The 23,551-nt window shown below is 65.3% G+C and carries 27 protein-coding genes and 1 tRNA gene; 17 read left to right on the plus strand and 11 right to left on the minus strand.

The annotated features are described in order from the left end of the window. Nucleotides 1-63 precede the first annotated feature (63 nt). Together BRX37_RS17735 and BRX37_RS17740 are read left to right on the plus strand one after the other, a co-directional pair. The gene (locus BRX37_RS17735) at nt 64-1,647 is read left to right on the plus strand and encodes a Na+/H+ antiporter (RefSeq protein ID WP_125988504.1); all 1,584 of its coding nucleotides are present in this window, start codon (nt 64-66) and stop codon (nt 1,645-1,647) included. A 5-nt stretch (nt 1,648-1,652) separates the two neighbouring features. Then, on the plus strand, nt 1,653-2,198 hold the full coding sequence (locus BRX37_RS17740; RefSeq protein WP_125988535.1) for a nucleotidyltransferase family protein: 546 nt from the start codon (nt 1,653-1,655) through the stop codon (nt 2,196-2,198). Here BRX37_RS17740 and BRX37_RS17745 read toward each other — a convergent pair whose 3' ends face one another. The 4 genes from BRX37_RS17745 to yajC form a co-directional block, all read right to left on the minus strand. Next, nucleotides 2,199-2,480 carry an MTH938/NDUFAF3 family protein gene (locus tag BRX37_RS17745; protein WP_486056638.1) on the minus strand — a complete coding sequence of 94 codons (282 nt, stop codon included), beginning with the start codon at nt 2,478-2,480 and terminating at the stop codon, nt 2,199-2,201. Between the two features lie 116 nt (nt 2,481-2,596). After that, nucleotides 2,597-3,580, minus strand: a complete 984-nt coding sequence (gene secF / locus BRX37_RS17750; protein WP_004208741.1) for a protein translocase subunit SecF — start codon at nt 3,578-3,580, stop codon at nt 2,597-2,599. A 21-nt stretch (nt 3,581-3,601) separates the two neighbouring features. Continuing rightward, on the minus strand, nt 3,602-5,203 hold the full coding sequence (gene secD, locus BRX37_RS17755; protein ID WP_004208742.1) for a protein translocase subunit SecD: 1,602 nt from the start codon (nt 5,201-5,203) through the stop codon (nt 3,602-3,604). A gap of 7 nt (nt 5,204-5,210) precedes the next feature. Then, nucleotides 5,211-5,546 carry a preprotein translocase subunit YajC gene (yajC, locus tag BRX37_RS17760; protein ID WP_004208743.1) on the minus strand — a complete coding sequence of 112 codons (336 nt, stop codon included), beginning with the start codon at nt 5,544-5,546 and terminating at the stop codon, nt 5,211-5,213. A 244-nt stretch (nt 5,547-5,790) separates the two neighbouring features. On the opposite strand from yajC, the gene BRX37_RS17765 reads away from it, so the two are divergent. Further along, a tRNA-Pro gene (locus tag BRX37_RS17765) sits at nt 5,791-5,867 on the plus strand. A 66-nt stretch (nt 5,868-5,933) separates the two neighbouring features. On the opposite strand, the gene BRX37_RS17770 is transcribed toward BRX37_RS17765, so the two are convergent. Together BRX37_RS17770 and BRX37_RS17775 are read right to left on the minus strand one after the other, a co-directional pair. Beyond that, on the minus strand, nt 5,934-6,968 hold the full coding sequence (locus tag BRX37_RS17770; protein WP_125988506.1) for a nucleoside hydrolase: 1,035 nt from the start codon (nt 6,966-6,968) through the stop codon (nt 5,934-5,936). Between the two features lie 94 nt (nt 6,969-7,062). Next, entirely contained in the window at nt 7,063-7,512 is a 450-nt protein-coding gene (locus BRX37_RS17775) for a DUF1003 domain-containing protein (protein ID WP_125988508.1), read from the minus strand. A gap of 837 nt (nt 7,513-8,349) precedes the next feature. Here BRX37_RS17775 and BRX37_RS17780 point away from each other — a divergent pair. Both BRX37_RS17780 and BRX37_RS17785 read left to right on the plus strand, forming a co-directional pair. Then, nucleotides 8,350-8,889: a glycoside hydrolase family 108 protein gene (locus tag BRX37_RS17780; RefSeq protein ID WP_125988510.1), complete on the plus strand. Its 540-nt coding sequence runs from the start codon at nt 8,350-8,352 to the stop codon at nt 8,887-8,889. A gap of 14 nt (nt 8,890-8,903) precedes the next feature. Beyond that, nucleotides 8,904-9,185 carry a 3TM-type holin gene (locus BRX37_RS17785; protein WP_017499646.1) on the plus strand — a complete coding sequence of 94 codons (282 nt, stop codon included), beginning with the start codon at nt 8,904-8,906 and terminating at the stop codon, nt 9,183-9,185. 36 nt (nt 9,186-9,221) lie between these two features. Here the strand turns inward: BRX37_RS17785 and BRX37_RS17790 are convergent, their stop codons facing one another. Then, nucleotides 9,222-9,671 carry a hypothetical protein gene (locus BRX37_RS17790; RefSeq protein ID WP_026108855.1) on the minus strand — a complete coding sequence of 150 codons (450 nt, stop codon included), beginning with the start codon at nt 9,669-9,671 and terminating at the stop codon, nt 9,222-9,224. Nucleotides 9,672-9,807: 136 nt separating this feature from the next. Here BRX37_RS17790 and BRX37_RS17795 point away from each other — a divergent pair, with 136 nt between their 5' ends. Continuing rightward, on the plus strand, nt 9,808-10,482 hold the full coding sequence (locus BRX37_RS17795) for a spermine/spermidine synthase domain-containing protein (protein ID WP_125988512.1): 675 nt from the start codon (nt 9,808-9,810) through the stop codon (nt 10,480-10,482). Nucleotides 10,483-11,037: 555 nt separating this feature from the next. On the opposite strand, the gene BRX37_RS17800 is transcribed toward BRX37_RS17795, so the two are convergent. Then, complete coding sequence (locus BRX37_RS17800) at nt 11,038-11,601, minus strand: hypothetical protein (protein ID WP_026108856.1); 564 nt, start codon at nt 11,599-11,601, stop codon at nt 11,038-11,040. A 347-nt stretch (nt 11,602-11,948) separates the two neighbouring features. Between BRX37_RS17800 and rpsM the strand changes: the two genes are divergently transcribed. From rpsM to BRX37_RS17835, 7 genes are all read left to right on the plus strand, one after another. Next, the gene (gene rpsM / locus BRX37_RS17805) at nt 11,949-12,317 is read left to right on the plus strand and encodes a 30S ribosomal protein S13 (RefSeq protein ID WP_004208751.1); all 369 of its coding nucleotides are present in this window, start codon (nt 11,949-11,951) and stop codon (nt 12,315-12,317) included. Between the two features lie 77 nt (nt 12,318-12,394). Next, a complete protein-coding gene (gene rpsK / locus BRX37_RS17810) occupies nt 12,395-12,784 on the plus strand; it encodes a 30S ribosomal protein S11 (protein ID WP_004208752.1) in 390 nt (129 codons plus the stop codon). A gap of 125 nt (nt 12,785-12,909) precedes the next feature. Continuing rightward, nucleotides 12,910-13,971, plus strand: coding sequence for a DNA-directed RNA polymerase subunit alpha (locus BRX37_RS17815; RefSeq protein WP_004208753.1), 1,062 nt, complete (start codon nt 12,910-12,912; stop codon nt 13,969-13,971). Nucleotides 13,972-14,208: 237 nt separating this feature from the next. Continuing rightward, nucleotides 14,209-14,634: a 50S ribosomal protein L17 gene (gene rplQ, locus BRX37_RS17820; RefSeq protein ID WP_004208754.1), complete on the plus strand. Its 426-nt coding sequence runs from the start codon at nt 14,209-14,211 to the stop codon at nt 14,632-14,634. Nucleotides 14,635-14,737: 103 nt separating this feature from the next. Continuing rightward, nucleotides 14,738-16,948, plus strand: a complete 2,211-nt coding sequence (locus BRX37_RS17825; protein WP_097384651.1) for a prolyl oligopeptidase family serine peptidase — start codon at nt 14,738-14,740, stop codon at nt 16,946-16,948. Nucleotides 16,949-17,011: 63 nt separating this feature from the next. Next, entirely contained in the window at nt 17,012-17,647 is a 636-nt protein-coding gene (locus BRX37_RS17830) for a hypothetical protein (RefSeq protein WP_125988514.1), read from the plus strand. A 119-nt stretch (nt 17,648-17,766) separates the two neighbouring features. Beyond that, nucleotides 17,767-18,360 carry an outer membrane protein gene (locus BRX37_RS17835; RefSeq protein ID WP_125988516.1) on the plus strand — a complete coding sequence of 198 codons (594 nt, stop codon included), beginning with the start codon at nt 17,767-17,769 and terminating at the stop codon, nt 18,358-18,360. A gap of 71 nt (nt 18,361-18,431) precedes the next feature. On the opposite strand, the gene BRX37_RS17840 is transcribed toward BRX37_RS17835, so the two are convergent. Continuing rightward, nucleotides 18,432-18,824: a gamma-glutamylcyclotransferase family protein gene (locus tag BRX37_RS17840; RefSeq protein ID WP_125988518.1), complete on the minus strand. Its 393-nt coding sequence runs from the start codon at nt 18,822-18,824 to the stop codon at nt 18,432-18,434. Between the two features lie 346 nt (nt 18,825-19,170). Between BRX37_RS17840 and BRX37_RS17845 the strand changes: the two genes are divergently transcribed. Next, nucleotides 19,171-19,356 carry a PspC domain-containing protein gene (locus BRX37_RS17845; RefSeq protein ID WP_004208760.1) on the plus strand — a complete coding sequence of 62 codons (186 nt, stop codon included), beginning with the start codon at nt 19,171-19,173 and terminating at the stop codon, nt 19,354-19,356. 317 nt (nt 19,357-19,673) lie between these two features. Here BRX37_RS17845 and BRX37_RS17850 read toward each other — a convergent pair whose 3' ends face one another. After that, nucleotides 19,674-20,423, minus strand: coding sequence for a DUF72 domain-containing protein (locus tag BRX37_RS17850; RefSeq protein ID WP_125988520.1), 750 nt, complete (start codon nt 20,421-20,423; stop codon nt 19,674-19,676). Nucleotides 20,424-20,543: 120 nt separating this feature from the next. Between BRX37_RS17850 and BRX37_RS17855 the strand changes: the two genes are divergently transcribed. Next, on the plus strand, nt 20,544-20,780 hold the full coding sequence (locus BRX37_RS17855) for a DUF2061 domain-containing protein (RefSeq protein ID WP_017499658.1): 237 nt from the start codon (nt 20,544-20,546) through the stop codon (nt 20,778-20,780). A 4-nt stretch (nt 20,781-20,784) separates the two neighbouring features. Here BRX37_RS17855 and BRX37_RS17860 read toward each other — a convergent pair whose 3' ends face one another. After that, nucleotides 20,785-21,459, minus strand: a complete 675-nt coding sequence (locus tag BRX37_RS17860) for a peptidylprolyl isomerase (RefSeq protein ID WP_125988539.1) — start codon at nt 21,457-21,459, stop codon at nt 20,785-20,787. 271 nt (nt 21,460-21,730) lie between these two features. On the opposite strand from BRX37_RS17860, the gene BRX37_RS17865 reads away from it, so the two are divergent. Both BRX37_RS17865 and bioD read left to right on the plus strand, forming a co-directional pair. Next, complete coding sequence (locus BRX37_RS17865) at nt 21,731-22,855, plus strand: 8-amino-7-oxononanoate synthase (RefSeq protein WP_017499660.1); 1,125 nt, start codon at nt 21,731-21,733, stop codon at nt 22,853-22,855. Next, the gene (gene bioD, locus BRX37_RS17870) at nt 22,852-23,484 is read left to right on the plus strand and encodes a dethiobiotin synthase (RefSeq protein ID WP_125988522.1); all 633 of its coding nucleotides are present in this window, start codon (nt 22,852-22,854) and stop codon (nt 23,482-23,484) included. The genes BRX37_RS17865 and bioD overlap by 4 nt, the downstream gene beginning before the upstream one ends. Nucleotides 23,485-23,551: the final 67 nt, after the last annotated feature.

Genomic DNA, 23,551 nt, shown 5'->3' on the forward strand with positions numbered 1-23,551 from the left:
GACCGCTGGACAGGATCGGCGACCCTATTAGGGTAGGGCGATCGACAGACAGGGGCCAGGCCGATGCATCCGGTAGAATTGTTCGAACTGCTGGTGGCCATGCTGCTGGCGATCATCGCGCTTCATTATGTCGCGCATCGGCTGGGCCTGCCGCCGGCAGTCGCCTTGCTGACCGGCGGCACCTTGCTCGCTTTCGTGCCCGGCCTGCCGGTCATCTCGCTCGACCCCGAACTGGTGCTGGTGATCTTCCTGCCGCCGCTGCTGATGGACGGCGCCTGGTTCATTGCGCTGGGCCATCTGCGCCGCCACCTGATCGGTATCATGTCACTGGCGATCGGCGCGGTGATCTTCACTACCCTCGTTGTGGCCGCGGTCGCCCATGCGCTGATGCCCTCCCTGCCCTGGGCCGCCTGCGCCGCGCTGGGCGCGATCGTATCGCCGCCCGACGCCATTGCCGCCCGCGCCGTGCTGCAACGCGTGCATCTCCCCCGCCGCCTGTCGGTCCTGCTGGAGGGCGAAAGCCTGTTCAATGACGCCAGCGGCCTGGTCCTCTTCCGCTTCGCCATCGCCGCCGTCGCCACCGGCAGCTTCAGCGCGGTCGCGGGCCTCGAAAGCTTCATCCTGCTCGCCGTCGGCGGCCTGATCGTCGGCGGCGCGATCGGCGCCATCTGGGTGCTGCTGGTCCGGCGGCTGGGTGACGATTATCTGATGATCGCCTCTTCCATGCTGGTGCCCTGGTCGGCCTATCTGCTGGGCGAAGCCTTCCATGTTTCCGGCGTCATCGCCACCGTCGCCGCGGGCCTCATCTGCGGCTGGTATCAGCATATCGTCTGGTCCGCATCGGTACGGATGCGCGGCACCGCCTTCTGGGCAGTGATGATCTTCCTCATGGAAGCGACCGTGTTCATGCTGATCGGCTCGTCGCTGCGCGGCGTGGTCGACCGGGTCGGCGGCTTTGCCGTCGTGCTCGACAATATGGCGGTGCCCGTGCTGCTCATCCTGCTCGCCCTCACCGCCGCCCGCTTCGTCTGGGTGTTCGGCTCGGACGCCATCATCATGCTGCTGCGCGCGATGGGCCTGCGTCGCTACAGCCCGATCGGCCCGCGCGGCGCCACCGTGCTCGGCTGGGCCGGCATGCGCGGCGTGGTGACGCTGGCGGTCGCACTCTCCGTGCCGGAGGGCTTTCCGGGGCGCGACTTCCTGCTGGTCGCCGCCTTTGGCGTGATCCTCGGCACCGTCCTGATCCAGGGCACCACGCTCGGCCTGCTGATCCGCTGGGCGGGCCTCTCCGACCCGATTCATGATCGCCCCCGCCTCAGCATGAGCGATGCCGAAGCCGCCATCGCCAGGGTCCAGGCCGTGCGCGTCGAACAGCTCGCCTATGATGCGGCGGGTGAACTCATCCACCCGCAACTGCTCGAACGCTATCAGCGCCGCGCCGTCATTTCGAAAAATTATGCCGGACAGGAAGACCAGTTCGCCGACCGGCTCCACGCCCATTTCGACCTGGTGCTGGAGGCGATTGCCGCTGGCCGCGCCGAACTGCTGCGCCTGCACCGCGCCGGCGACATTGATGAACATGTGCTGCAGGAACTGGAGCGTGACCTCGACCTGGAGGAACTGACCGCCTGGTCAATGAAGTCGTGACCGCGATGGAAGCCCGGTTGCGCGACCTGCTGAACGCCGACCCCTGGCGCATGGCCATCCTGCATCTGCTCCGCTCGCTCGACCTGCCCGATGGCTGGGTCGCCGCCGGCTTCGTGCGCGATGCGGTCTGGGACCATCTCCACGGCCACGCCCCGTCGATCCCCGTCGGCGATATCGACATCATCTGGTTCGATCCCGCCCGAACCGATCCTGCGCTCGACCGGCAGATCCAGCGGCAACTGGCCGCGCTGCGCCCGGACGTCGACTGGTCTGTCAAGAATCAGGCACGGATGCACCTGCGCAATCGGGATGCACCCTATGCTGATGCCGCCGATGCGATGCGCCACTGGACCGAGACGGCGACCGCCATCGGCGTCCGCCTGACGCCCGACGACCGGCTGGAGGTCAACGCCCCCTTCGGCCTTGATGATCTGTTCGGCTTGCGGCTGGTGCCCGGCCCGGCCTTTCTCGGCGCCAGGCGGACGATCTTCGATGAACGGATGCGCGCCAAGCAATGGCTGGCGCGCTATCCCCTACTACAGCTTGGCTGATCAGAGCGGCAGCAGCGCGCCCACGATCCAGCGTTCCTCGGCGCGCAGCACGCCCCAGGCACGGGCGGCGGCGCGGCTGTCCATCGCCTCGACGCCGATGCCGCGCGCTTCCAGTTCCCGCACGAAGGCGCGGGTCGGCTGTTGCAACCCGCTGCCGGTGCCCAGCAGCAGGAATTCGGGCTTCAGTTCCAGATGGTCGAACAAATCGCCCAGCGCCGCGACGCTCATCGCCGACACCGCCGGCGCCTGCATCCAGGCCAGTGCCCGGACGGGGCTGAGCAACAGCCCGTCCGGGAAGACATCGTCCTTTACCCGGAAGCCCCGGCCCTGGAAGCCGGTGACGATCGGACCCTGGCCGCTATCGTCGCGGCGCAGTTCGATTCCGGTTTGACGGTCGCTCAGGGCTGGGCTCCGTCGCGCGGACCCATGCGCTCGGCCTGAGCGGCGATGCCGCCCTTCTTCGCCTTCTTCTCGGACGTCTGCGGGCTCAGGCCCAGCGTGATCAGCAGCGAGGAGGAGACATAGACCGACGAATAGGTGCCGACGATGATGCCCAGCATCATGGCCGCGGTGAAGCCGCGCAGCACATGGCCGCCCAGCAGCAGCAGCGCGCCCAGCGCCAGCAGGATGGTGACCGAGGTCATGACCGTGCGCGGCAGCGTCTCGTTGACCGACAGGTCGATCAGCGACTTCATGTCCATCTTGCGATATTTGCGCATATTCTCGCGGATACGGTCGTCGATCACCATCTTGTCGTTGATCGAATAGCCCACGATGGTCAGCACGGCGGCGATGATGTTGAGGTCGAACTCCAGCTGCGTGACCGCGAAGAAGCCCAGCGTCATCAGCACGTCGTGGACGATCGCGACGAAGGTCGACACGCCGAACTGCCATTCGTAGCGGAACCAGGAGAAGATCGCGATGCCGATGATCGCCAGAACGACCGCCAGCACGCCATTCTGGATCAGTTCGCCCGACACCTTGCCCGACACCGTGTCATAGCGTGAGAAGGTGACGCCGGGGAACTGGGCCTCCATCGCCTTGCGGGTCTTTTCGACCACGGCGTTGGCCGCGCCGGCGCCGCCCTGTTCGGGCAGCGGCAGGCGGATCTGCACCGTCTTGGGATCGCCGAACTGCTGCAGCGAGCTTTCGCCCACGCGCAGCCCCGCGATCGTGTCGCGGACCTTGTCGGTCTCGACCGCCTGCGGGAACTTCGCCTCGATCATCAGGCCGCCGACAAAGTCGACGCCCAGGTTCAGGCCCTTGTAGAAGGTCGCGCCGACCGCCAGCACGGTCAGCAGCAGCGTCAGGCCAAAGGCCCAGTGGCGCAGCTTGACGAAGCCGATATTGGTGTTGTCGGGGACGAGCTTGAGAAGTTTCATGGGTTGTTCCTCCCGCCCCTCTTAAATGTGGATGTCCGTGGGACGAGTGCGACGCACCCAGCCCGAGACGAGAACGCGCGTGAAGGTCACGGCGGTGAACACGCTGGTCGCGATACCGATCAGCAGCACGATGGCGAAGCCCTTGACCGGGCCGGAGCCCAGCGCGAGCATGATGCCACCGGCGATCGCGTGGGTCACGTTCGCTTCGAAGATGGTGCGGCTGGCTTCCTTGTAGCCGAACTCGATCGCCTGCACGACCCCACGCCCGCGTCGCCGCTCTTCACGGATACGCTCATAGATCAGCACGTTGGCGTCGACCGCGGTGCCGATGGTCAGCACGAAGCCGGCAATGCCCGGCAGGGTCAGCGTCGCGCCCAAAATGCCCATCACGCCCAGGATCACCAGCACGTTGATGGCCACGGCCAGGTTCGCATACATGCCGAACCGGCCATAGCTCACGAACATGAAGGCAGCGACGGCGACGACCGCGACGATCGATGCGACCAGGCCGGCGCGGATCGAATCGGCGCCCAGGCCCGGACCGACGGTGCGTTCCTCGACCACGACGAAGTTGACCGGCAGCTTGCCCGACCGCAGCGCGATCGCCAGCTGGTTGGCACCCTCGACCGTGAAGCTGCCCGAAATCGTCGCCGACCCGCCCAGGATCGGCTCATTGATGTTCGGCGCCGACAGCACCTTGCCATCCAGGATGATGGCGAAGGGGCGGTTGACATTCTGCGACGTCACCTTGGCGAACTTGTTGCCGCCCGATCCGTTGAAGCGGATGGTGACATTGGGTTCGTTGGTCTGCTGGTCATAGGTCTGCTGCGCGTCGGTCAGTTCCTCGCCCGACACCATCACCTGGCGGTGGACCGCGATCATCGGCGGCCCGGCCGGATTGGTCGGATAGGGCAGGACTTCGCTGCCCACCGGCGCGCGGCCCTGGGCCACCTCGCTCGGGTTGGCGCTCATGTCGACCAGCTTGAATTCCAGCTTCGCGGTCTGGCCCAGCAAAGCCTTCAGCGCCTTGGGATCCTGCAGGCCCGGCACCTGCACGACGATGCGGTTGGCACCCTGCTGCTGGATGGTCGGCTCGCGCGTGCCCATTTCGTCGATGCGCTTGCGGATGACTTCGGTCGCGACCTGCATCGCGCTCTTGACCGCATTGTCGATTCCCGCCTGGGTCGGCGTGATGACGATGGTGGAGCTGTTGACCACCTCGACATTGAAATCGCGCTGGCCGGTCAGGCCCGCCCCCTGGGTCAGCGGGCGGATGCGCTCGACGGCGGCATCCACTTCGCTGGGGTTGCGGACCATGAAGCTGAGCTTCCCGTCACGGCTGGAGATATCGCCGATCGCGATCTTCGTCTCGCCCCGGCGCAGCTCCGTGCGGACCTGCTCCTCCATATTGGCGAGCCGCTGCTTGGCCACATCCTGGGTCGACGCTTCCAGCAGCAGATGGCTGCCGCCGGCAAGGTCGAGGCCCAGATTGACCCGCGTCTGCATGAAGGGGGGCAGCTTCGCCACCGTCGAATCGGGCAGGAAGCTCGGGACGGCGCAGAAGATGCCGATGATCAGCGGCAACAGGATGCCGGCGATGGCCCAGCGCGAGAAGTTCAGCATGGTTGGATCAGTCGTTCGCGGGCTTGGCGGTGGTCGGGTCGATCACGTCGGCCAGGGTCGACTTGACCGCCTTGACCTTCATGTTCGGCGCCAGCTCGATATCGACATAGATGTCGTCGACGCGCGCGACCTTGCCGACCAGGCCACCGCCGGTCACGACCTGATCGCCCTTCTTCACGGCGTCGATCTTGCCCTTATGCTCCTTCATCTTCTTCTGCTGCGGACGGATCAGCAGGAAGTAGAAGACGACGAAGATGAGGACCAGCGGTGCCATCTGCACCAGGATACCGGCGCCGGAGGCTTGCCCGCCCGCGGTCTGGGCAAAGGCTGGAGTAATGAACATGGTGGGACTTTCGCCTTGTTTTTCGGTCTCCCCAACCCGCAGGGCGCGGGCATGGGATCAAGCGCGGGCGGCTAACACAGATGGCCGGGGCAAGGCAACAAGCTTGGCTTTTCGCGCCCGGAATGGCGGGCTTTGAAAGCATCGGGCAAGGGACGGAAAAGCCGGTCATTTGCACGCCCCGCAAAAAGCCTGCATCGAATCCCTTGCAACTTCCAATTCATCCCTCTATTGGGCGCCCTCCGGTCGGGACGTAGCGCAGCCTGGTAGCGCATCACACTGGGGGTGTGGGGGTCGGAGGTTCGAATCCTCTCGTCCCGACCAAAATTCTCCGAACATCGCCATAATCCATGATTTTCGCCGCTTCGGCGGAAGGCCTGCCCCTGCGTGTCAGACGCTGCCGGCCCGGATCTTGGCAAACATGTCCGCAAAGGTCAGCCGGCTATCGATCCGGGTGAAGACGCGCATCGGCCGCCCAGCCGGATGTGCGACATAGCCCGCCTGATCGTTGATCCGTGGCGTCGGCCGGATCAGATAATCGCTCGACGCCGCATCGGGATCGAAGGAGGATTGCAGCGCGGTCAGCGTGACCAGCGGACTGTCCCCCAATATATAGGTTTCGCCGAGCGGCGCATCGATCCGCCTGATTGCCCGCTCCAGCTGATCCAGCAGATAACGGCCCAGCCGCCCCGCCCCTGCCAGTTCCCGGTCGAGTTCGGCATGACTGATCATCAGCGTGCGATAGACGTTGCGCGGCACCTGCCAGATCTCGACCGCCGAATCGTTGAACAATGTCTGCGCGGCGGCCAGATCGATGGTCAGATTATATTCCTTGCTTGCCCGAACATGGACGGTGGGATCGATATTGCCCTGCTCGAGGCCATGTTCCGGCCCGCCGATCCAGACCAGGATGATCCGCCGTGCGATCTCCGGCCGCAGGCGCACCGCCTCGGCCAGGTCGGTCAGGCCAGCCCCCGCGACATAGAAGAGGGGCAATTTGCTATCAGTCCGTTGCGCTTCGGCGATGATCGCGGTCACCGCCGGGGTGGCCGATGGCGGCGTGCCGGGCGCCGGCGCGGCATTGCGCCCCGCCAGCACCGGCGGTCGATGCGGCAGCCGCATGCAATCCATCAAGTCGCTGACGCATTGCACGGCGTTGTCGGCTTGCCGGTCCGACCCGTCGAGGAAATCCCTGGGATGAATATGCGATCCGATGACCAGCGGGATCTGCACCGAAGGCGACAACAGATGATGCGCCAGTTGGAACAGGCCATCGGGATCGCCGGAAAAATCATTGTCGATGATCACCCGGCTGCGGACCCGCGCGGTCAGGGCATGAGCCGGCCCGGTCAGTGATGCCTGGCCGGCCAGCCCCACAAGCCCCGCCAGCCATGTTCGCCGATCGATGATAAGCCTGTTCTGCACGACCTGACCCTCCCCATGTCGCCCCATTGGACATGCGGCCACATTGCGGGGCCATGACCCACAATGTCAAACAAGACCCGGAAATGCCGGAAGATCAGTCGGCCGCCCCTGCCACATCCTCTCTCTCCCCCGCCATCGCCAGCAGCAGGTCGATCTTGTCGTGCAGGCTGGCAATCTGCGCCTCCGACCGCAGGTTGGTCTCATAGTCGAGCCGCGCCTCCAGCCGGTCCTTCGCCGTCTGGCGGTTCTGGCTCATCATGATGATCGGCGCCTGCAACGCGGCCAGCATCGACAGCATCAGGTTCAAAAAGATGAAGGGAAAGGGATCGAAGGCATGGCGCGCCAGCACCAGCGTGTTCAGGATCGCCCAGGCGACCAGGAACAGGCTGAAGCCGATGATGAAGCGCCAGGAACCGCCGATCGCCGCGACGCGGTCGGCCAGCCGCTCGCCATAGGTCTGGCCGTCATCGAACAGGCGGTTGAGATCAGGGGCCTGGGGCCCGCGGCCCAGGGAGCCGACGAGAAAACGGATGGCTGCATTCATGGATCACCTCGTGCGACCGCGCCTTCGGGGCGGACGGGTGATCCGAACCTGTCAGTTCACCCCCATGCCCGAACGCGCGGTCTTTCGACTATGGTCGTTGTCGGACATGATTTCCTCGAAAGGATGGGCGGAATATTCCGGCTGGAACAGGATGGCCGCTAGACCCGGCACCGCGCCGGATCAATCCGCGCAATCATGAAATCTTGGTCATGTCGGGGTGGTTTGCGGACCGTGGGCCTACCCTCTCCCGTGAACGGGAGAGGGTAGGCCCACGCCAAAGGCGTGGGAGGGTGAGGGCCTTCTGAAACAAGCCGCCCTCATCCAACTTCGCCTAACCGGCTTTGCCGGCAAGGCTTCGTATCCTTCTCCCGCCAACGGGAGAAGGAATGAGCGCTCCTGCTCGCTTCGCGCCAGGCAGCTTTCCGCCCGGAAGCGGACCGAGCGCTATCCGAGCAGCGCCATGCTGGCCCCGCCCCGACATCCCCTTTCCTACGCCCCCTCTCCCTGCTCTACACTTGGTGATGCGACCGAATGCGCCCGCGCCAATCGACCGGCGCGTGCCGCGTGCAAGCAAGGCGCGTGGGTGTCGCGTCAGGGGCGCGGGCCGCGCGCGGCGTTGACGCGGCACGATGGCCCAGCCCCTGTTGGACGGCACGCGTTCCAGTGCATGACCGACGCGCAGCAGAGGCGTTGCCGACGCGTTTCAGGCGCGAACGACCCCAGAAGCCCGTTTACACTGTGAACTTCGACAGACGCGCCCATGCCATTCCACCCTGTCCTACAGATAACCATATGGGATAAATGATTCGCCATCCACGAACCATGGAAGGGCCAATCATGACCATCGACACATTGCTGGACGAACTGATCGCGCGGGAGGGTGGCTATGTCGATCATCCGGCCGATCGCGGCGGGCCGACCAATATGGGCATCACGCTGGGCGTCGCGCGGGCGAACGGCTTTGCCGGCGACATGCGTCGCCTGCCGGCCGCCACTGCGCGCACCATCTATCGCCAGCTTTACTGGGATGGACCGGGCTATGCCGCCGTCGCGCAGCAGAGCATGACGCTCGCCGCCGAACTGTTCGACACCGCCGTCAACATGGGGGCGGGCGTCGCCAGCACCTTTCTCCAGCGAGCGCTGAACGCGCTCAACCGCAACCAGCGCGACTATCCCGATCTCCAGGCCGATGGCGCGATCGGCGCCCGCACGCTCGCCGCGCTGCGCGCCTTCCGCACCCTGCGCGGCGCGGCCGGCGACGCCGTGCTGATCAAGGCGATCGAGGCCTTGCAAGGCGAACGCTATCTGGCGCTGGCCGAAAGCCGCCCGGCCAACGAGGCCTTTCTCTATGGCTGGCTCGCCAACCGCATCGGCTGAAGGGAGACGCGATCATGTTGAAGACCGACGACATTCCTCTCCCCACCGAGCCGACCGACCTGTGGACCCAGCGGTCGCGACCGGCCTTTCTCTACGTCATCTATGCGCTGCTGCTCTGGTCGATCCCGATGGGGCTGATCTCGGGCTGGCAGCCGGAGGTGGCGGGTGCGATCATCGCGGGCATGCGCGCCTATCTCGACGCCCTGCCCGAGCCGCTCTACGCGCTCTTCGGCACCGCCTATCTCGGCTATACCGCGGCCCATGCCTGGGGCAAGGCGAGGGGCACGGAGCGCTGACGGAAACGGGCGGGGCGCCAGCGCGCCCTGCCCCACTCAATTATTGACGTAGAAGTCGCGCAGTGCCCGCGCATCATGCAGGGCATTGTGCGGCACCCGGCTGTTCGCCGCCGCGCTGAAGCCCGCCGCGTTGATCAGTTCCAGCCGCAGCCCATAGTCGACCGCCGCCATCTGCCCCGGCCCGGTGGTCAGCAACGCGCAGAAATGGGCCAGATCCTCGGGCCAGTCGGCGATGATCACCGGATCGGAATCGCCATCCAGATAGGCGGCGATATGGTCCGCCGCCTCGATCCGGCTGAGTTCATGGTCCAGCCCCGGCGGCACATGGCGCAGATAGGGGATGACATGGCGCTCGACCCAGGGTTCGATCACATCGGGCAGCGGCAGCGACGCATAGAAATCATCGTCGCCATGTTCGGGCACCAGCGCCACGCTGATCAGCGCGCCGCCAAAGCCGTTGAATTCGGTATCGAGAAAATAACGCATGATGGGGGTGCCGATAGACCCCTGCGCCGCCGCTGGCCAGCCCATAGGCGGCGAACCGTCCATCGGGCCGCCATTGCGCAGCGGCGCGCGACCTGTCATGCGGCCGCTTTCCCCGCCCTGTTTGAGGACCATTGCCATGACACCGCGCGAATTGCTGGGCACCGCCGCCGTTCCGGGCGGGCAGGAACTGCGCCTCTATCGCCGCGGCGGCGACTTCATGATCGTGCTCGACCGCAACGAGCTGATGAGCAGCCGGATGAGCGGGTCGGAAAAGGCGCTGGCGCTGATGACGCTGGAGCGGCTGGGCAAGCGCGCCGGTCTTCACATGCTGATCGGCGGCTATGGCATGGGCTTCACCCTGCGCGCCGCGCTCGCGGAAATGGACGCAAAGGCGCAGATCACGCTGGCCGAACTGGTGCCCGAGATCATCGAATGGGCGCGCGGCCCGATGGTCGACCTGGCCGCCGGCTGCCTGGACGATCCGCGCGTGCGGCTGGTGATGGACGATGTCGCCCATGTGATCGCCGCCGGCCATGGCAGCTATGACGCGATCCTGCTGGATGTCGACAATGGCCCGGACGGCCTGACCGCCGACGCCAATGACCGGCTCTATACCAATGCGGGCCTCGCCAGCGCGATGCGCGCGCTCAAGCCCGGCGGCATATTGGCGATCTGGTCGGCAGGATCGGACGCCGCCTTCACCCGGCGGCTGCAGAATGCGGGCTTCGCGGTGGAAGAAGTCGCGGTCAAGGCGCGCGACAATGGCAAGGGCCCCCGCCACGTCATCTGGTTCGCAACCCGCCGGCGGTAAGAATCCTGTTTGAGAAGGCCGGTTCCAGCCCGCTCCCCCGCCCAACCGCCCGACAGGATGACACTGGATCGGGCGGTTGGGCGGGGGAGCGGGCCGGCACCGTACCGAGACATCGCCCTTTCGCGATGTCTCAAAAAAAGGCGCCACACCCCAGACATGAGAGGGGCCGCCGGGACGCAATGCCCGACGGCCCATCATGTGCATGGTCAGCGGCCGGAAACCGCCCAGAAGGAAGACTAGTTCGCGCTAAAGCCCCTGGCGGAGACGGCCTGTATGTCGGCGCTCTTGGTCTCTACACCATGAAGGGTTTGTACCGACGCTCCGGCGTCGTCAGCGGCGCGTTTCCCGAATGGACTTGACCGACCCCATTGCTGAACCATGAGACATCGGATCACCTCCTTTCGCTAATTAAGCCCGCGTGACCGGCTTTGAGCTACCCCTCGATCGGCCACGAGACGGACTGTGAATCAGACGGATTGCAGGATCAAGACTTGTAATATTCTTTTTTGGAATCATACTCGACCGTCGGCCCGAAAAGCCTGGGCCGGCCGATTTTCAGCCCCGACATTCCTCGATCACGCGCGATATTTCGGCCCAGGCCGGCACGATCAGCGTCTCCTGCCCCTGCACCTCGACCGCGAAACGGCCCCGGCTATAGGCGAGCTGGTCCAGCACCGCGTCGCTCGCGCCGCGCACGGCAGTCAGTTGCGGCACCTGCGTCCCCGCCATCACCGCCGGCCAGCTGCTCGCGCCATAGCTTGTCCGCACCGTGATCGCCCCCTGCCCGCCGCCGGCCCGGCTCAGGCTGATCCGCCGCGTCGCCCGGTCGCAGCGCAACGTCAGGCGCGGGGCAGAAGCCGACTCGCCAAACAGCGCGACCGGCCCGGCCGGATCGGCGCGATAGGTCCAGTTGCCCGGCGTCGCAGGGCGATATTGCCACTCGACCGCCGCAGGCGGTGCGGGCTGCGCCGGTGGCAAAGGCGCAGGCCGGGATGCGGGTGCCGGACGCGACGCCGCAGCCGAAGGCGGCGCGGATGGCGGCGCGACGCAGCCGGCCACCAACAGGGTCAGCGGCGCTGCAAGGGCCGGGGCGGACACAAGAAATCGGGTCAGACGCATCGCGCTTCCATGCCCGAGCCGGCCGGAGCGCTCAACCCGAAAAGGGGCAAGGCGACGGCAGAGGCGGATGGCCGACCACGACCGCCGCCGCTTGCCCCCATGCGCAACCGCTCCGTTCATCGCACGGAGAGCCTCAAAAAAGCGCCGGATATTGACAGTTTTGGGGCGAATCGATAAAGGCCGCCGTTCCCTACACGCGTAACAGCGGCAGTGCTTCCTGCACTGGCCGTCTTTTTTGCGTATCGGGAAGCAACATCATGGCCTGTTTTTCCTTGCCAGGAAAGAGGCCCGAACGCTTTGAGATGGGGCGGCGCCAACTGCCCCGTGGAGCAGGAGATTTAAGTACCATGGCACGTATTGCGGGTGTTAACATCCCGACCAACAAGCGCGTAATCATCGCGCTCACCTACATCCACGGCATCGGTCGCAAGACCGCCGTCGACCTCGCCGACAAGCTGGGCATCGACCATGCGCGCCGCGTTCAGGACCTGTCGGACGCCGAAGTCCTGCAGATCCGCGAAGCCATCGACGCCGACCTGACCGTCGAAGGCGATCTGCGTCGCGAAACCGCGATGAACATCAAGCGCCTGATGGATCTGGCCTGCTATCGCGGCCTGCGTCATCGCAAGGGCCTGCCGGTCCGCGGTCAGCGCACGCACACCAATGCGCGCACCCGCAAGGGCAAGGCGAAGCCGATCGCCGGCAAGAAGAAGTAATCGTCGAGGGTCATGTCCTCTGGACCGACCCTCCGGTGACTTCTGCTTTTGAACGATTTTTGTAGGATTAGAGCAAAATGGCACGCGAACCCCAGCGCATTAAGCGCCGCGAACGCAAGAACATCTCGGCCGGCGTCGCGCACGTCAACGCCAGCTTCAACAACACCATGGTGACCATCACCGACGCCCAGGGCAACGCGATCTCGTGGTCCTCGGCCGGCATGATGGGCTTCAAGGGCAGCCGCAAGTCGACCCCGTACGCCGCTCAGGTGTGCGCCGAAGACGCCGGCCGCAAGGCCGCCGAGCACGGCGTCCGCACCCTCGAAGTCGAAGTCAAGGGCCCCGGTTCAGGCCGTGAATCGGCTCTGCGCGCACTTCAGGCCGTCGGCTTCCACATCACCTCGATCCGCGACGTCACGCCGATCCCGCACAATGGTGTGCGTCCGTCGAAGCGCCGCCGCGTCTAATTAAGCTTCGCTAGAGGCTTGAAGGCGGGCGGCGGACGCGTCGCCCGCTTACCCGTTTGCATCGGCCGGAACGTCCTGATGGGTCCAGGATCTACCCGTTACGGCCACATCCCCAGGGGAAGTACATGACTGTCAACATGAAGAACTGGCAGGAATTGAAGAAGCCCAACGCCCTCGAGATCAAGCCGACCGGCGACGGCAAGCGCAAGGCGACCTTCGTTGCCGAACCGCTTGAGCGCGGTTTCGGCCTGACGCTCGGCAACGCGCTGCGCCGGGTTCTTCTCTCCTCGCTCCAGGGCGCGGCGGTCACCTCGATCAAGATCGAGAATGTCCTGCACGAATTCTCGTCGCTCGCCGGCGTGCGTGAGGACGTCACCGACATCGTCCTGAACATCAAGCAGGTCGCGCTGAAGATGGAAGGCGAAGGCCCCAAGCGTCTGCAGCTGTCCGCCACCGGCCCGGCCGTGGTGAAGGCAGGCGACATTGCCGTCGTCGGCGACATCGAAGTGATGAACCCCGATCTGGTGATCTGTCACCTCGATCAGGGCGCGACGCTGAACATGGAACTGACGGCTGACATCGGCAAGGGCTATGTCCCCGCCGTCGCCAACCGCCCGGCAGACGCACCGATCGGCCTGATCCCGGTCGACGCGCTCTACTCGCCGGTCCGCCAGGTCGCCTACAAGGTGGACAACACCCGCGTCGGCCAGGAACTGGACTATGACAAGCTGTCGCTGACGCTGGAAACCGACGGCACCGTGACGCCGGAAGATGCGATTGCCTATGCAGCCCGCATCCTGCAGGACCAGCTCCAGCTGTTCGTCCACTTCGAGGACGCGCTGCCCGCCGCTGCCCCGGCTGCCGGCCATGCCGCTGCCGCTGCGTCGGAAGGCGAAAGCGACACCAACCAGATCAACCGCTATCTGCTCAAGAAGGTGGACGAACTGGAACTGTCGGTCCGCTCGGCCAACTGCCTCAAGAACGACAACATCATCTATATCGGCGATCTGGTCCAGAAGACCGAAGCCGAGATGCTGCGCACCCCGAATTTCGGCCGCAAGTCGCTGAACGAAATCAAGGAAGTGCTGTCGTCCATGGGTCTGCGCCTGGGCATGGACATCCCCGGCTGGCCGCCGGAAAATATCGAGGAAATGGCCAAGAAGCTCGAACAGGAGCTGCTGGGCTAATCCTCCCCGAGCTTGCTCGGGGAGGGGGACCGCTCGCGAAGCGAGTGGTGGAGGGGCACGGGCCTCCACGCGGAATGCCGGTCGAATCATGCATTTGACGGCACCTGCCCCTCCACCGGCCGATGGCCGGTCCCCCTCCCCGTTCCGGGGAGGAACAGGGGCAATGGGCGGCGCCCCTTAATCGCTGCCTGGTCTGGGGTACCTCATCCGGCCCCTTAACGAACGAAGGAATGAGACATGCGTCATAAAGTTGGTCATCGTAAGCTTCAGCGCAGCACCGGTCATCGTACCGCCCTGCTTCGCAACCTGGCTGCCTCGCTCATCAAGCATGAGCAGATCCTGACCACCACGCCGAAGGCGAAGGAACTGCGTCCCTACGTCGAGAAGCTGATCACCCTCGCCAAGAAGGGTGGCCTGTCCAACCGTCGTCTGGCCGACGCCCGCCTGAAGGACGATGCGCAGCTGACCAAGCTGTTCGAAGTCCTGGCCGAGCGTTACAAGGATCGCAACGGTGGCTACACCCGCGTGATCAAGGCCGGTTTCCGCGCTTCGGACGCCGCGCCGATCGCGATCATCGAGCTGGTCGACCGTGACGTCGATGCCAAGGGCCAGGACTCCGGTCCGGTCAACACCGTCGACGAAGACGAATTCGAAGCCGCCTGATCGCGGTTCCACCGGTAACGGTGGATAGACGATAGTCGAACAGGCCGCGGCTTCATCCGAAGCTGCGGCCTGTTTTCTTTTCAAGGACAATAGGGTCGAGAGGATGCGCGCGCTTCGCCGCCTGATCTGGCCGCTGCCGGCCCTGCTGGCAGTGATCGCCGCCGCGCCGGCCTCTGCTGTGGCTGCCGCTGCCTCGGGCGATGCCACCCCCGCCGCGATCGACGCGACGCCGCCGGATAACGGCCTCCATTACCCGCTCACCCGCCGCCAGGATCTGGTCGAGGATCATTTCGGCGTGAAGGTGACCGATCCCTATCGCTGGCTGGAAAATGACGTCCGCACCGATCCCGCCGTGCGCGATTGGGTCGGCCGCGAAAATGACCTGACCCGCCGCTATATCGATGACCTGCCCGGCCGCGACGCGCTCAAGACGCGGATGCAGGCGCTCTTCGCCCATGGCCGCTTCACCGTCCCGCGCAAGGCCGGCACCCGCTATTTCTACGGCTATAACAAGGGACTGCAGAACCAGACCCCGCTCTATGTCCGCGAAGGACTGGCCGGTGAACAACGGCTGCTGCTCGATCCCAATCGCTGGGCCAGGGACGGCGCCAGCGCGCTCGCCGAATGGACCCCCTCGCCCGACGGCCGCTTCCTCGCCTATGGCGTGCAGGATGCCGGCAGCGACTGGCGCACCCTGCGCGTGCTCGACGTCGACAGCGGCAAGATCCTCGACGACAAGGTCGAATGGGTCAAATTCTCGCAGACCGCCTGGGACGGCCGGGGCGAGGGCTTCTTCTACTCCCGCTATGCCGCGCCGGTCGACGGCGAAGCCTATCAGTCGACCAACAGCGACCAGCAGCTTTATTATCATCGCATCGGCACGCCCCAGGCGCAGGACCAGCTCATCTATGCGACGCCCGATCGCCCCGGCCTCAGCCACACCGCCCAGGTGACGAGCGATGGCCGCTGGCTGATCGTCAGCAGCTTTGCCGGCATGGACCCGCGCCGCGAACTGCATGTCGCCGCGCTCGACGGTGGCCCCGTCAAGCTGCGGACGCTGGTCAAGGGCCTCGCCAATGACTGGCGCCTGATCGGCAGCCGGGGATCGACCCTCTATTTCGTCACCGACCGCAAGGCCGCCCATATGCGGCTGGTGACGCTCGACGCCCTGCGGCCGGGACGCAGCGAAAAGCCGCTGGTGGCCGAACGCGCCGATACGCTGGCCGGCGGATCGCTGGTCGGCAACCGTTTCATCCTGGCCTATATGACCCAATCGGAAACCGTCGCCGAACTGGTCGAACTGGACGGCCGCAAGGTCGGCGACGTGCCGCTGCCGGGCATGGGCACCGCCGCCGGCTTTGGCGGGCGCGATGGCGACCCGGAAACCTTCTTCTCCTTCTCCGGCTTCGTGACGCCGGCCAGCATCTATCGCTTCGACACGGCGAGCCAGCAGACCCAGCTCTTCGCCCAGCCCGACCTGCCCTTCAATCCCGCCGATTATGGCGTCGAACAGGTCAGCTACCCCTCCAAGGACGGCACGCTGATCCCGATGACGATCCTGCGCAAGAAAGTGCTGGCCGACCATGCGCAGGCGGTCCCGACCATCCTTTATGGCTATGGCGGCTTCAACATCGCGCTGACGCCCGGCTATTCGGCGACCCGCATGGCCTGGCTGGAACAGGGCGGCGCCTATGCGATCGCCAATCTGCGCGGCGGCGGCGAGTTCGGCAAGGCCTGGCACGATGCCGGGCGTGGCGCCAACAAGCAGAATGTGTTCGACGATTTCATCGCCGCCGCCGAATATCTCAAGGCGCAGGGCTATACCCCCAAGGATGGCCTGGCGATCGAAGGCCGCTCCAATGGCGGCCTGCTGGTCGGCGCGGTGGTCAACCAGCGGCCCGACCTGTTCGCCGCCGCCCTGCCCGCGGTCGGCGTCATGGACATGCTGCGCTTCGATCGCTTCACCGCCGGCCGCTATTGGGTCGACGATTATGGATCGCCCGACAATGAACGCGATTTCCCCCTGCTCTATGGCTATTCGCCCTATCACAACATCTTGAGCGGCAAGGAGTATCCGGCGATCCTGGTGACCACGGCGGACACCGACGACCGGGTCGTGCCGGCGCACAGCTTCAAATATGCCGCCGCGCTGCAGGCCGCGTCGATCGGCGACAAGCCGCATCTGCTGCGGGTGGAGAATCGCGCCGGCCATGGCGCGGGCAAGCCGATCGACAAGCTGATCGAGGAATATGCCGACAGCTATGCCTTTGCCGCCCATTTCACCGGGCTCGACATCCAGCGCAAGCCGGACTGAGCTCATTCAGCCTCGGGACAGCCCGACGCGGCTATGGCTCTTTCCATCGCAGGAGACAGGCAGATGATCGGGAACAGGACGCGGTGGATGACGGGTGCGCTGGTTGGCGCAGGGCTGCTGCTGGGCAGCGTCGCCCCGGCACAGGCCCGGCCCCGCTATGACGATCGCTACTGGCATCACCGCCATGATCGCGGCAATGGCTTCGGCTTTGGCGACGCGGTCGGCATTGCCGCGCTGCTTGGCGCCGCCGTGGTGGTCGCCAATTCCGTCTCCAAGGACCGCAAGGACGCACGCGGGGCCGATGCCGACAACCGCCCCTATGCCGACAATGACGCCCCGCCCCCGACCGGCGGCACCGATTATGGTGCGGATGCCGGCAACGAGGATGTCTACAGCCCCGAATCGCCCGCCCGCGCGGATGATTTTTCCGACGTCGCCGCCGCCAACCAGAGCAATGACCAACTGACCGATGCCTGCGCGCTGGCCGCGCGGGACGAGGCGCAGGGCCAGGCCGGCTATGCCGAAATCCGCCACATCGACGAGCCGCGCGCGACCGCCGACGGCTATAATATCGATGGCGAGGTCGAAACCCGCGCCAGCTATCGCGCCACCGAAGGCACCACCCGCCGCTTCACCTGCGCGATGAAGGACGGCCGCGTGGCAGAGGTCTATCTCAGCCGCGACGTGGCGATGCACTGACGCCTAGCCACCGGATTGTCTCGCCTGGCGAGACAGTCTGGTGCGCCGCCGCCGGCTTATCATGCCCGCCCATTTCCCTATTTCGAGCCCATCTCGAACAAATGGGAAAAGGGATAGACATGATGAGAAACATGATCGGCACCGCGGCAGCCATCGGCCTTGCCCTCGCCTGCGGCACCGCCCATGCCGAAAGCTTCCAGGGCCCCTATGTCGGCGTCCAGGCCGGCTGGAACCGCGACAGCATCGGCAGCGCCAACAGCGATGTCGGCCGTCTCGACCTGCATGAATCGCGCGATGCCTTCTTCGGTGGCGGCTTTGCCGGTTATGATCATCAGCTTACCGACAAGATCGTGGTCGGCGTGGAGGCCGGTTTCGACATCGCGGCCGATGATGCATCCCGCGTCGGCGGATCGCTGATCGATCCCAATTACAGCTTCGATATCGGCGCGCGCGCCGGCTATGTCGTCGGCGGCAACACCCTGCTCTATGTCCGGGGCAGCTACGAGAATATGCGCGCCCGTATCGCGCTGAGTGATGCCAATGGCACCCTGTCGGGCCATGACAGTTTCGACGGCTGGGGCGTGGGTGCCGGCGTCGAGCGTTTCGTCGCCGACAAGGTCACCGCGCGTATCGAATATCGATATAGTGACCTTGGCGACGGCGGCAAGTTCGACCGGCACCAGACCCTGGTCGGCCTCGCCTATCATTTCTGATCGTCAGCCGGGGCGGGCAGGCGCAAGGTAGCCCTGCCCGCCCAGAGGCCAGAGCCATCCATTCCAGCGGATCAGCGCGCCGCCAGATAATCGCCGCTGGCGATCACCCGATGTCCGGTAACGGACAGGGCGTACAGATAGACCCAGGCCGTGACAGGCCCATCCGCCGTTTCCACTAGACAGCGTTCGCGCCGATACTCATGGGGCAGTGGATCGTCGGACGTACATTCCTCATAGGCGTCGAGCCGCGCCAGCAACGCCTCGGCATCAGGCAGCGCGAACAGGTCGCCATATACGCGCCCCGCCTCCCCCGGCACGAAACCGGGATAATCCGCCACCTGATAAAGTTTCCCGCCAATCCAGCCCGGCCCGATCCACTCGGCGCGATCGGCCAGCCAATGCGCCATCGGCCCGTCAAAGCCCGGCCGCAGCGTGCCATAAACGAAAAGCAACGGCCTATTCATTGCTCACCTGTAACTTTCACCGATTGACGGCAAATTTTCCCAATCATCGGATTTTTTCGCATGATGGAAAAATCAACGACTGAGGAAAACCCACGGATTTCCGCCAAAAATCGAAACTGGCACGCCGCCTGCAATATCGTCTGGCATCAAGGCCGGACGGTCCGGCCAGGAAATATCTAGGGAGTGAGTATCATGTCCATCGCCAAGTTCCAGAGCGTCGCCCTCGCCTTTGTCGGCGCCGTCATCTTCGCCAGCCTGTTCGTCGGCGCGGCGGTTCCGGTTGCCCCGATCGCCTGATCGGGCAACCGCCCCTTTCCCATCACAGATAATATTGAAGGCCAGATCCATGAACAACAGCTTCACCCTCGACCGCCGCAACGCGAAGATCATGGGCGTGTGCGCCGGCATCGCCAACCGCACCGGGCTGGATGTCACGCTGATCCGCGTTGCCCTGGTGCTGCTGACCCTGTGCGCCCTGGGCCCGATCGGCGTCGTGGCCTATCTGCTCGCTGGCTGGCTGGCCGAGGGTTGATCCCTCGCCGCCACCGGAAGGCAGGGTTTCCGGATACAAAAGCGCCGCCCCGGCATATGCCCTGGGCGGCCTTTTTATGCCCCGCATTGGCGGGACAAGGATGAGCGCGATCTGCGCTTAAGCGTACAGCACCGAGTAGAAGGTCAGCATCTGGACGCTGACCGCAACCACCAGCGCAGTCGCCTGAAAGGCCTGACGCATATTGGACTCCATCATTGGAACGACATCCCGGATCGGGATGCAGCGCCATATGATGATTTCACATCATTGTAACAATCGCAAAGCCTGACATGCCAATTGCATCAAACGCAATTATGTCACAGCTGTTGCTCCAGAGCCATGATGGTCGCGCGCGCCGCTGCCGGGTTCCGGACCTTGGCGCCGCTGATGTAGAAGAGATAGGCGTCGCCCTGCGCCGCCTGCGCCTTTGCCCGATCGGCCCAGCCGGCGATGTCCGTCGCGGTATAGCCGGTCTCCTCTTCCTCCCGGCTGCGCATCAGCCGGCTGTAGGAAAAACCGACATCATGGCCGGTGATTGCCGGATAATCGTCATGATCGGCCAGCACCACCGCCGCGCCCGCGTCGCGTGCCAGCGCCAGGAAGGCCGGGTCATCGAAACTTTCGTGCCGCACCTCCAGCGCATGGCGCAGCGCCACGCCATCGACACTGGCCGGCAATAGTTTCAGGAAGGCGCCGAAATCATCGGGATCGAATCTCTTGGTCGGCATGAACTGCCACAGGATCGGCCCCAGCCGGTCGCCCAGTTCGACAATCCCCTGCTGGACGAATTTCTGGATCGACTCGCCCGCCTCCGCCAGCACGCGGCGATTGGTGCAGAATCGCGACGCCTTGACCGCAAACTGGAAGCCGTCGGGCACCGCCTGCGCCCAACCGGCAAAGGTCGCCGGCTTCTGGCTGCTATAATAGGTGGCGTTGATTTCCGTCGCCGTCAGTTGCACGCCGACATAGGCCAGTTCATCCTTCTGGCGCATGCCGACGGGATAGAAGCTGCCGCGCCAGGGTTCATAGACCCATCCGCCGATCCCGACCCTGATCCGTCCCGTCATGAAGATCCTCCCTGCGCCATATTGATCGCCCGGAACGATCAGAGCCAGCGGGAAAAGCCATTGGCGATTATTGCGAACAATTCTTAATTATCGAGCAACAGATTTCAAAGGGGCTCCGCCATGTCGCTCGATCTCATCAAGACCGCCACCTATTTGTCGATCCACCTGACCGTGGGCTTCACCGTCGCCTATCTGATGACCGGATCGGTCGCGCTGGCCGGCGGCATCGCGCTCGTCGAACCGATGGTCAATGCGGTCGCCTTCTTCTTCCACGAACAGGCGTGGAAGCGCTTCACCGCCCGGCCGCCGCGCAATGCCGGACGCGACTGGATGCGCGGTCAGGCGGCGATCGCCTGATCCCTCACTGCTTCGGGCGCGGCTTGGCACGCGGAATCAGCCAGGGCTTCACCTTGCCGGTCGGCCGCGCCTTTCCGTCCAGCCGTCGTACGTGCCGGATGGTGATTGGCTTGACGATCATCTGCCCGCGCATCGGCCCGGTGCCACAACAGGTCGGCACCGCCAGGATGCGACGCACCACGTCCATGCCGGCCACCACATGGCCAAAGGCGGCATAGCCGATCGAACTGCCCTGCGCGTCCATCCTCGGCGTCGGTCCCACCGTGATGAAGAAATTGCCCGATGCCGAATTGGGCCGATCGGGCCGGGCCATCGACAATGTCGCGTCGAGATGCCTGATCCCGGTCTGGCTGGTCGGCTCATGCCGGACCGGCGGCAAGGCCCGGCGCAGGTCGGTATCGATCCCGCCCTGGATCAGCCCATATCTGGGATCGCTCTTGCGCCGCGCCGCCCGGTAGAAGACCGTGCCGTCGAGCCGCTGGTCGTCGGCATAGGCCAGGAAATTGGCGCTGGTCAGCGGCGCCCGGCGCTGGTCGAGGGCCACGATGATGGTCCCGACCGACGTATCAATCGCCACGCGCGTATAGCCGGGGGTCGGCCGATTGGCAGGCTGGGCATTGGCCAGACCGGGTAACAGGGCGAACAGGAAGACGGCAAGACGGCAGGCAACGGAACGCATCGACACGGGGTACTCGTCGGGGAGGGAGGATGCCGAGGCTATCGACCGCGCAGCGCGGACGCAACCAAGCAACAGGGCGCCTGCCCTTTGCCAATATGCCGCTTATGCTGTCCTACAGCATGTCACCGCCCCATATTGCCCGGCCTCGGCGATCGAACAGATTTGTAACGAAATTTCCCACATTTGAATGAAGATGACAAAATGTGCGGGAAATGTGCGAAGTTAAGCGCTTGCTTGCCGGGCTCGGGGTGGGGGCCTATAGCCCGCGGCCATGAGCAGCGAACCCTTCCGCACGCAACTCGCAGCGCTTGAATCGCGGGGGCGCCTGCGCCACCTGATCCCTCGCGCCGGGCGTGATTTTGCCTCCAACGATTATCTTGGCCTCGCGTCCGATCCGATGATCGGCCAGGCCGTTGCCGATGCCGTCGCGCGCGGCGTGCCGGTCGGCTCGGGCGGCTCGCGCCTGCTGCGCGGCAATGCCCCCGAACATGAAGGGCTGGAGGCCAAGGCCGCGGAATTTTTCCGCACCCAGGCATCGCTGTTCCTGGCCAACGGCTTTCTCGCCAACATGGCGCTGTTCGCGACCCTGCCGCAGCGCGGTGACCTGATCGTCGCGGACGAGCTGATCCATGCCAGCGTCCATGACGGCATCCGCCTGTCGAAGGCGACCGCGGTCTTCGCCCGTCACAATGACCTGCAGAGCTTTGCCGACCTCATCACCGCCTTCCGCGCCGAAGGGGGCAAGGGCCGGATCTGGATTGCGGTCGAAACGCTCTATTCGATGGACGGCGACATGGCGCCGCTCGGCGATCTCGCCAAGCTGGCCGCTACCCATGATGCGATGCTGTTGCTGGACGAAGCGCATGGCACCGGCGTCTTCGGCCCCGGCGGGCGTGGCCTGTCGGCCGGCCTCGACGGGCTGCACAATGTCATCACCCTCCACACCTGCGGCAAGGCGATGGGCGTGGAGGGCGCGCTGATCTGCGGCCCGCGCATCCATATCGACTATCTCATCAACCGCGCCCGGCCCTTCATCTTCTCGACGGCACCCTCGCCGCTGATGGCGGTCGCTGCTTCCGCCGCGATCGACCGGATCGAGACCGCCGACAATCGCCGCGACCGGCTGGCCACATTGCGCCAGGATGCGGTCGAGGCGATCTGCGCGCCGCTCGGCCTGCCCCGTCCGCGCAGCCAGATCATCCCGCTGATCCTGGGCGAGGACGCGCGCACCATGGCCGCCGCCGCCGCCTTGCAGGAGGCCGGCTTCGACGTGCGCGGCATCCGGCCGCCGACCGTGCCCGCCGGGACCAGTCGGCTCCGTATCTCGCTCTCGCTCAATGTCGGGCGCGCCGACGTGATCGCGCTGGGCGATGTGCTGCGCCGGGTCGCCCGATGACCCGCCTGATCGTCACCGGCACCGATACCGACATCGGCAAGACCGTCTTCGCCGCCGGCCTCGCCGCGGCGCTCGGCGCCTATTATTGGAAGCCGATCCAGGCCGGCGTCGATCCGCAGGGCGACAAGGAACGGGTTGCCGCCCTGTCCGGCCTGCCGCCCGAACGCATGCTGCCCGAAGCCTATCGCCTCGCCACGCCGGCCTCGCCGCATCTCGCCGCGCGGATCGATGGCGTCGACATCTCGCTCGATCGCCTGGCGCTGCCCAGGGTCGACGGACCGCTGGTGGTGGAAGGCGCGGGCGGCGTGCTGGTGCCGGTCAGCGAAAGCCTGCTGATGGCGGATCTGTTCGCCTATTGGGGCCAGCCCGCGATCCTCTGCGCCCGCACCGGCCTTGGCACGATCAACCACAGCCTGCTCAGCATAGAGGCGCTGCGCGCGCGCGGTGTCCATGTCGTCGGCATCGCCTTCATCGGAGATGCGCATGAGGAGAATGAGCGGATCATCCCGCACATTGCCGGCGTACCCAGCCTGGGGCGCCTGCCACTGCTCGATCCGCTCGATCGGGACAGTCTGGCGGCGGCCTTCAGGGCGCACATCCACCTTCCCGATAATTTCAACGGCCGATAATTTTCGACCAACGACATGGACATGCCGCTTTGACGGGCGTTGAACTGCCCGCCAGAACGGACAGAAC

Source organism: Sphingomonas sp. S-NIH.Pt3_0716, from assembly GCF_003950715.1.
Classification (GTDB): Bacteria; Pseudomonadota; Alphaproteobacteria; order Sphingomonadales; family Sphingomonadaceae; genus Sphingobium; species Sphingobium yanoikuyae_A.

What these genes read in the sequence shown, in the direction of transcription:
- BRX37_RS17735 (WP_125988504.1), top strand. Translation starts at nt 64, where the DNA reads ATGCATCCGGTAGAATTGTTCGAACTGCTGGTGGCCATGCTGCTGGCG.
- BRX37_RS17740 (WP_125988535.1), top strand. Translation starts at nt 1,653, where the DNA reads ATGGAAGCCCGGTTGCGCGACCTGCTGAACGCCGACCCCTGGCGCATG.
- secF (WP_004208741.1), bottom strand. Translation starts at nt 3,580, where the DNA reads ATGAAACTTCTCAAGCTCGTCCCCGACAACACCAATATCGGCTTCGTC.
- secD (WP_004208742.1), bottom strand. Translation starts at nt 5,203, where the DNA reads ATGCTGAACTTCTCGCGCTGGGCCATCGCCGGCATCCTGTTGCCGCTG.
- yajC (WP_004208743.1), bottom strand. Translation starts at nt 5,546, where the DNA reads ATGTTCATTACTCCAGCCTTTGCCCAGACCGCGGGCGGGCAAGCCTCC.
- BRX37_RS17775 (WP_125988508.1), bottom strand. Translation starts at nt 7,512, where the DNA reads ATGAATGCAGCCATCCGTTTTCTCGTCGGCTCCCTGGGCCGCGGGCCC.
- BRX37_RS17780 (WP_125988510.1), top strand. Translation starts at nt 8,350, where the DNA reads ATGACCATCGACACATTGCTGGACGAACTGATCGCGCGGGAGGGTGGC.
- BRX37_RS17785 (WP_017499646.1), top strand. Translation starts at nt 8,904, where the DNA reads ATGTTGAAGACCGACGACATTCCTCTCCCCACCGAGCCGACCGACCTG.
- BRX37_RS17790 (WP_026108855.1), bottom strand. Translation starts at nt 9,671, where the DNA reads ATGCGTTATTTTCTCGATACCGAATTCAACGGCTTTGGCGGCGCGCTG.
- BRX37_RS17795 (WP_125988512.1), top strand. Translation starts at nt 9,808, where the DNA reads ATGACACCGCGCGAATTGCTGGGCACCGCCGCCGTTCCGGGCGGGCAG.
- BRX37_RS17800 (WP_026108856.1), bottom strand. Translation starts at nt 11,601, where the DNA reads ATGCGTCTGACCCGATTTCTTGTGTCCGCCCCGGCCCTTGCAGCGCCG.
- rpsM (WP_004208751.1), top strand. Translation starts at nt 11,949, where the DNA reads ATGGCACGTATTGCGGGTGTTAACATCCCGACCAACAAGCGCGTAATC.
- rpsK (WP_004208752.1), top strand. Translation starts at nt 12,395, where the DNA reads ATGGCACGCGAACCCCAGCGCATTAAGCGCCGCGAACGCAAGAACATC.
- BRX37_RS17815 (WP_004208753.1), top strand. Translation starts at nt 12,910, where the DNA reads ATGACTGTCAACATGAAGAACTGGCAGGAATTGAAGAAGCCCAACGCC.
- rplQ (WP_004208754.1), top strand. Translation starts at nt 14,209, where the DNA reads ATGCGTCATAAAGTTGGTCATCGTAAGCTTCAGCGCAGCACCGGTCAT.
- BRX37_RS17825 (WP_097384651.1), top strand. Translation starts at nt 14,738, where the DNA reads ATGCGCGCGCTTCGCCGCCTGATCTGGCCGCTGCCGGCCCTGCTGGCA.
- BRX37_RS17830 (WP_125988514.1), top strand. Translation starts at nt 17,012, where the DNA reads ATGATCGGGAACAGGACGCGGTGGATGACGGGTGCGCTGGTTGGCGCA.
- BRX37_RS17835 (WP_125988516.1), top strand. Translation starts at nt 17,767, where the DNA reads ATGATGAGAAACATGATCGGCACCGCGGCAGCCATCGGCCTTGCCCTC.
- BRX37_RS17840 (WP_125988518.1), bottom strand. Translation starts at nt 18,824, where the DNA reads ATGAATAGGCCGTTGCTTTTCGTTTATGGCACGCTGCGGCCGGGCTTT.
- BRX37_RS17845 (WP_004208760.1), top strand. Translation starts at nt 19,171, where the DNA reads ATGAACAACAGCTTCACCCTCGACCGCCGCAACGCGAAGATCATGGGC.
- BRX37_RS17850 (WP_125988520.1), bottom strand. Translation starts at nt 20,423, where the DNA reads ATGACGGGACGGATCAGGGTCGGGATCGGCGGATGGGTCTATGAACCC.
- BRX37_RS17855 (WP_017499658.1), top strand. Translation starts at nt 20,544, where the DNA reads ATGTCGCTCGATCTCATCAAGACCGCCACCTATTTGTCGATCCACCTG.
- BRX37_RS17860 (WP_125988539.1), bottom strand. Translation starts at nt 21,459, where the DNA reads ATGCGTTCCGTTGCCTGCCGTCTTGCCGTCTTCCTGTTCGCCCTGTTA.
- BRX37_RS17865 (WP_017499660.1), top strand. Translation starts at nt 21,731, where the DNA reads ATGAGCAGCGAACCCTTCCGCACGCAACTCGCAGCGCTTGAATCGCGG.
- bioD (WP_125988522.1), top strand. Translation starts at nt 22,852, where the DNA reads ATGACCCGCCTGATCGTCACCGGCACCGATACCGACATCGGCAAGACC.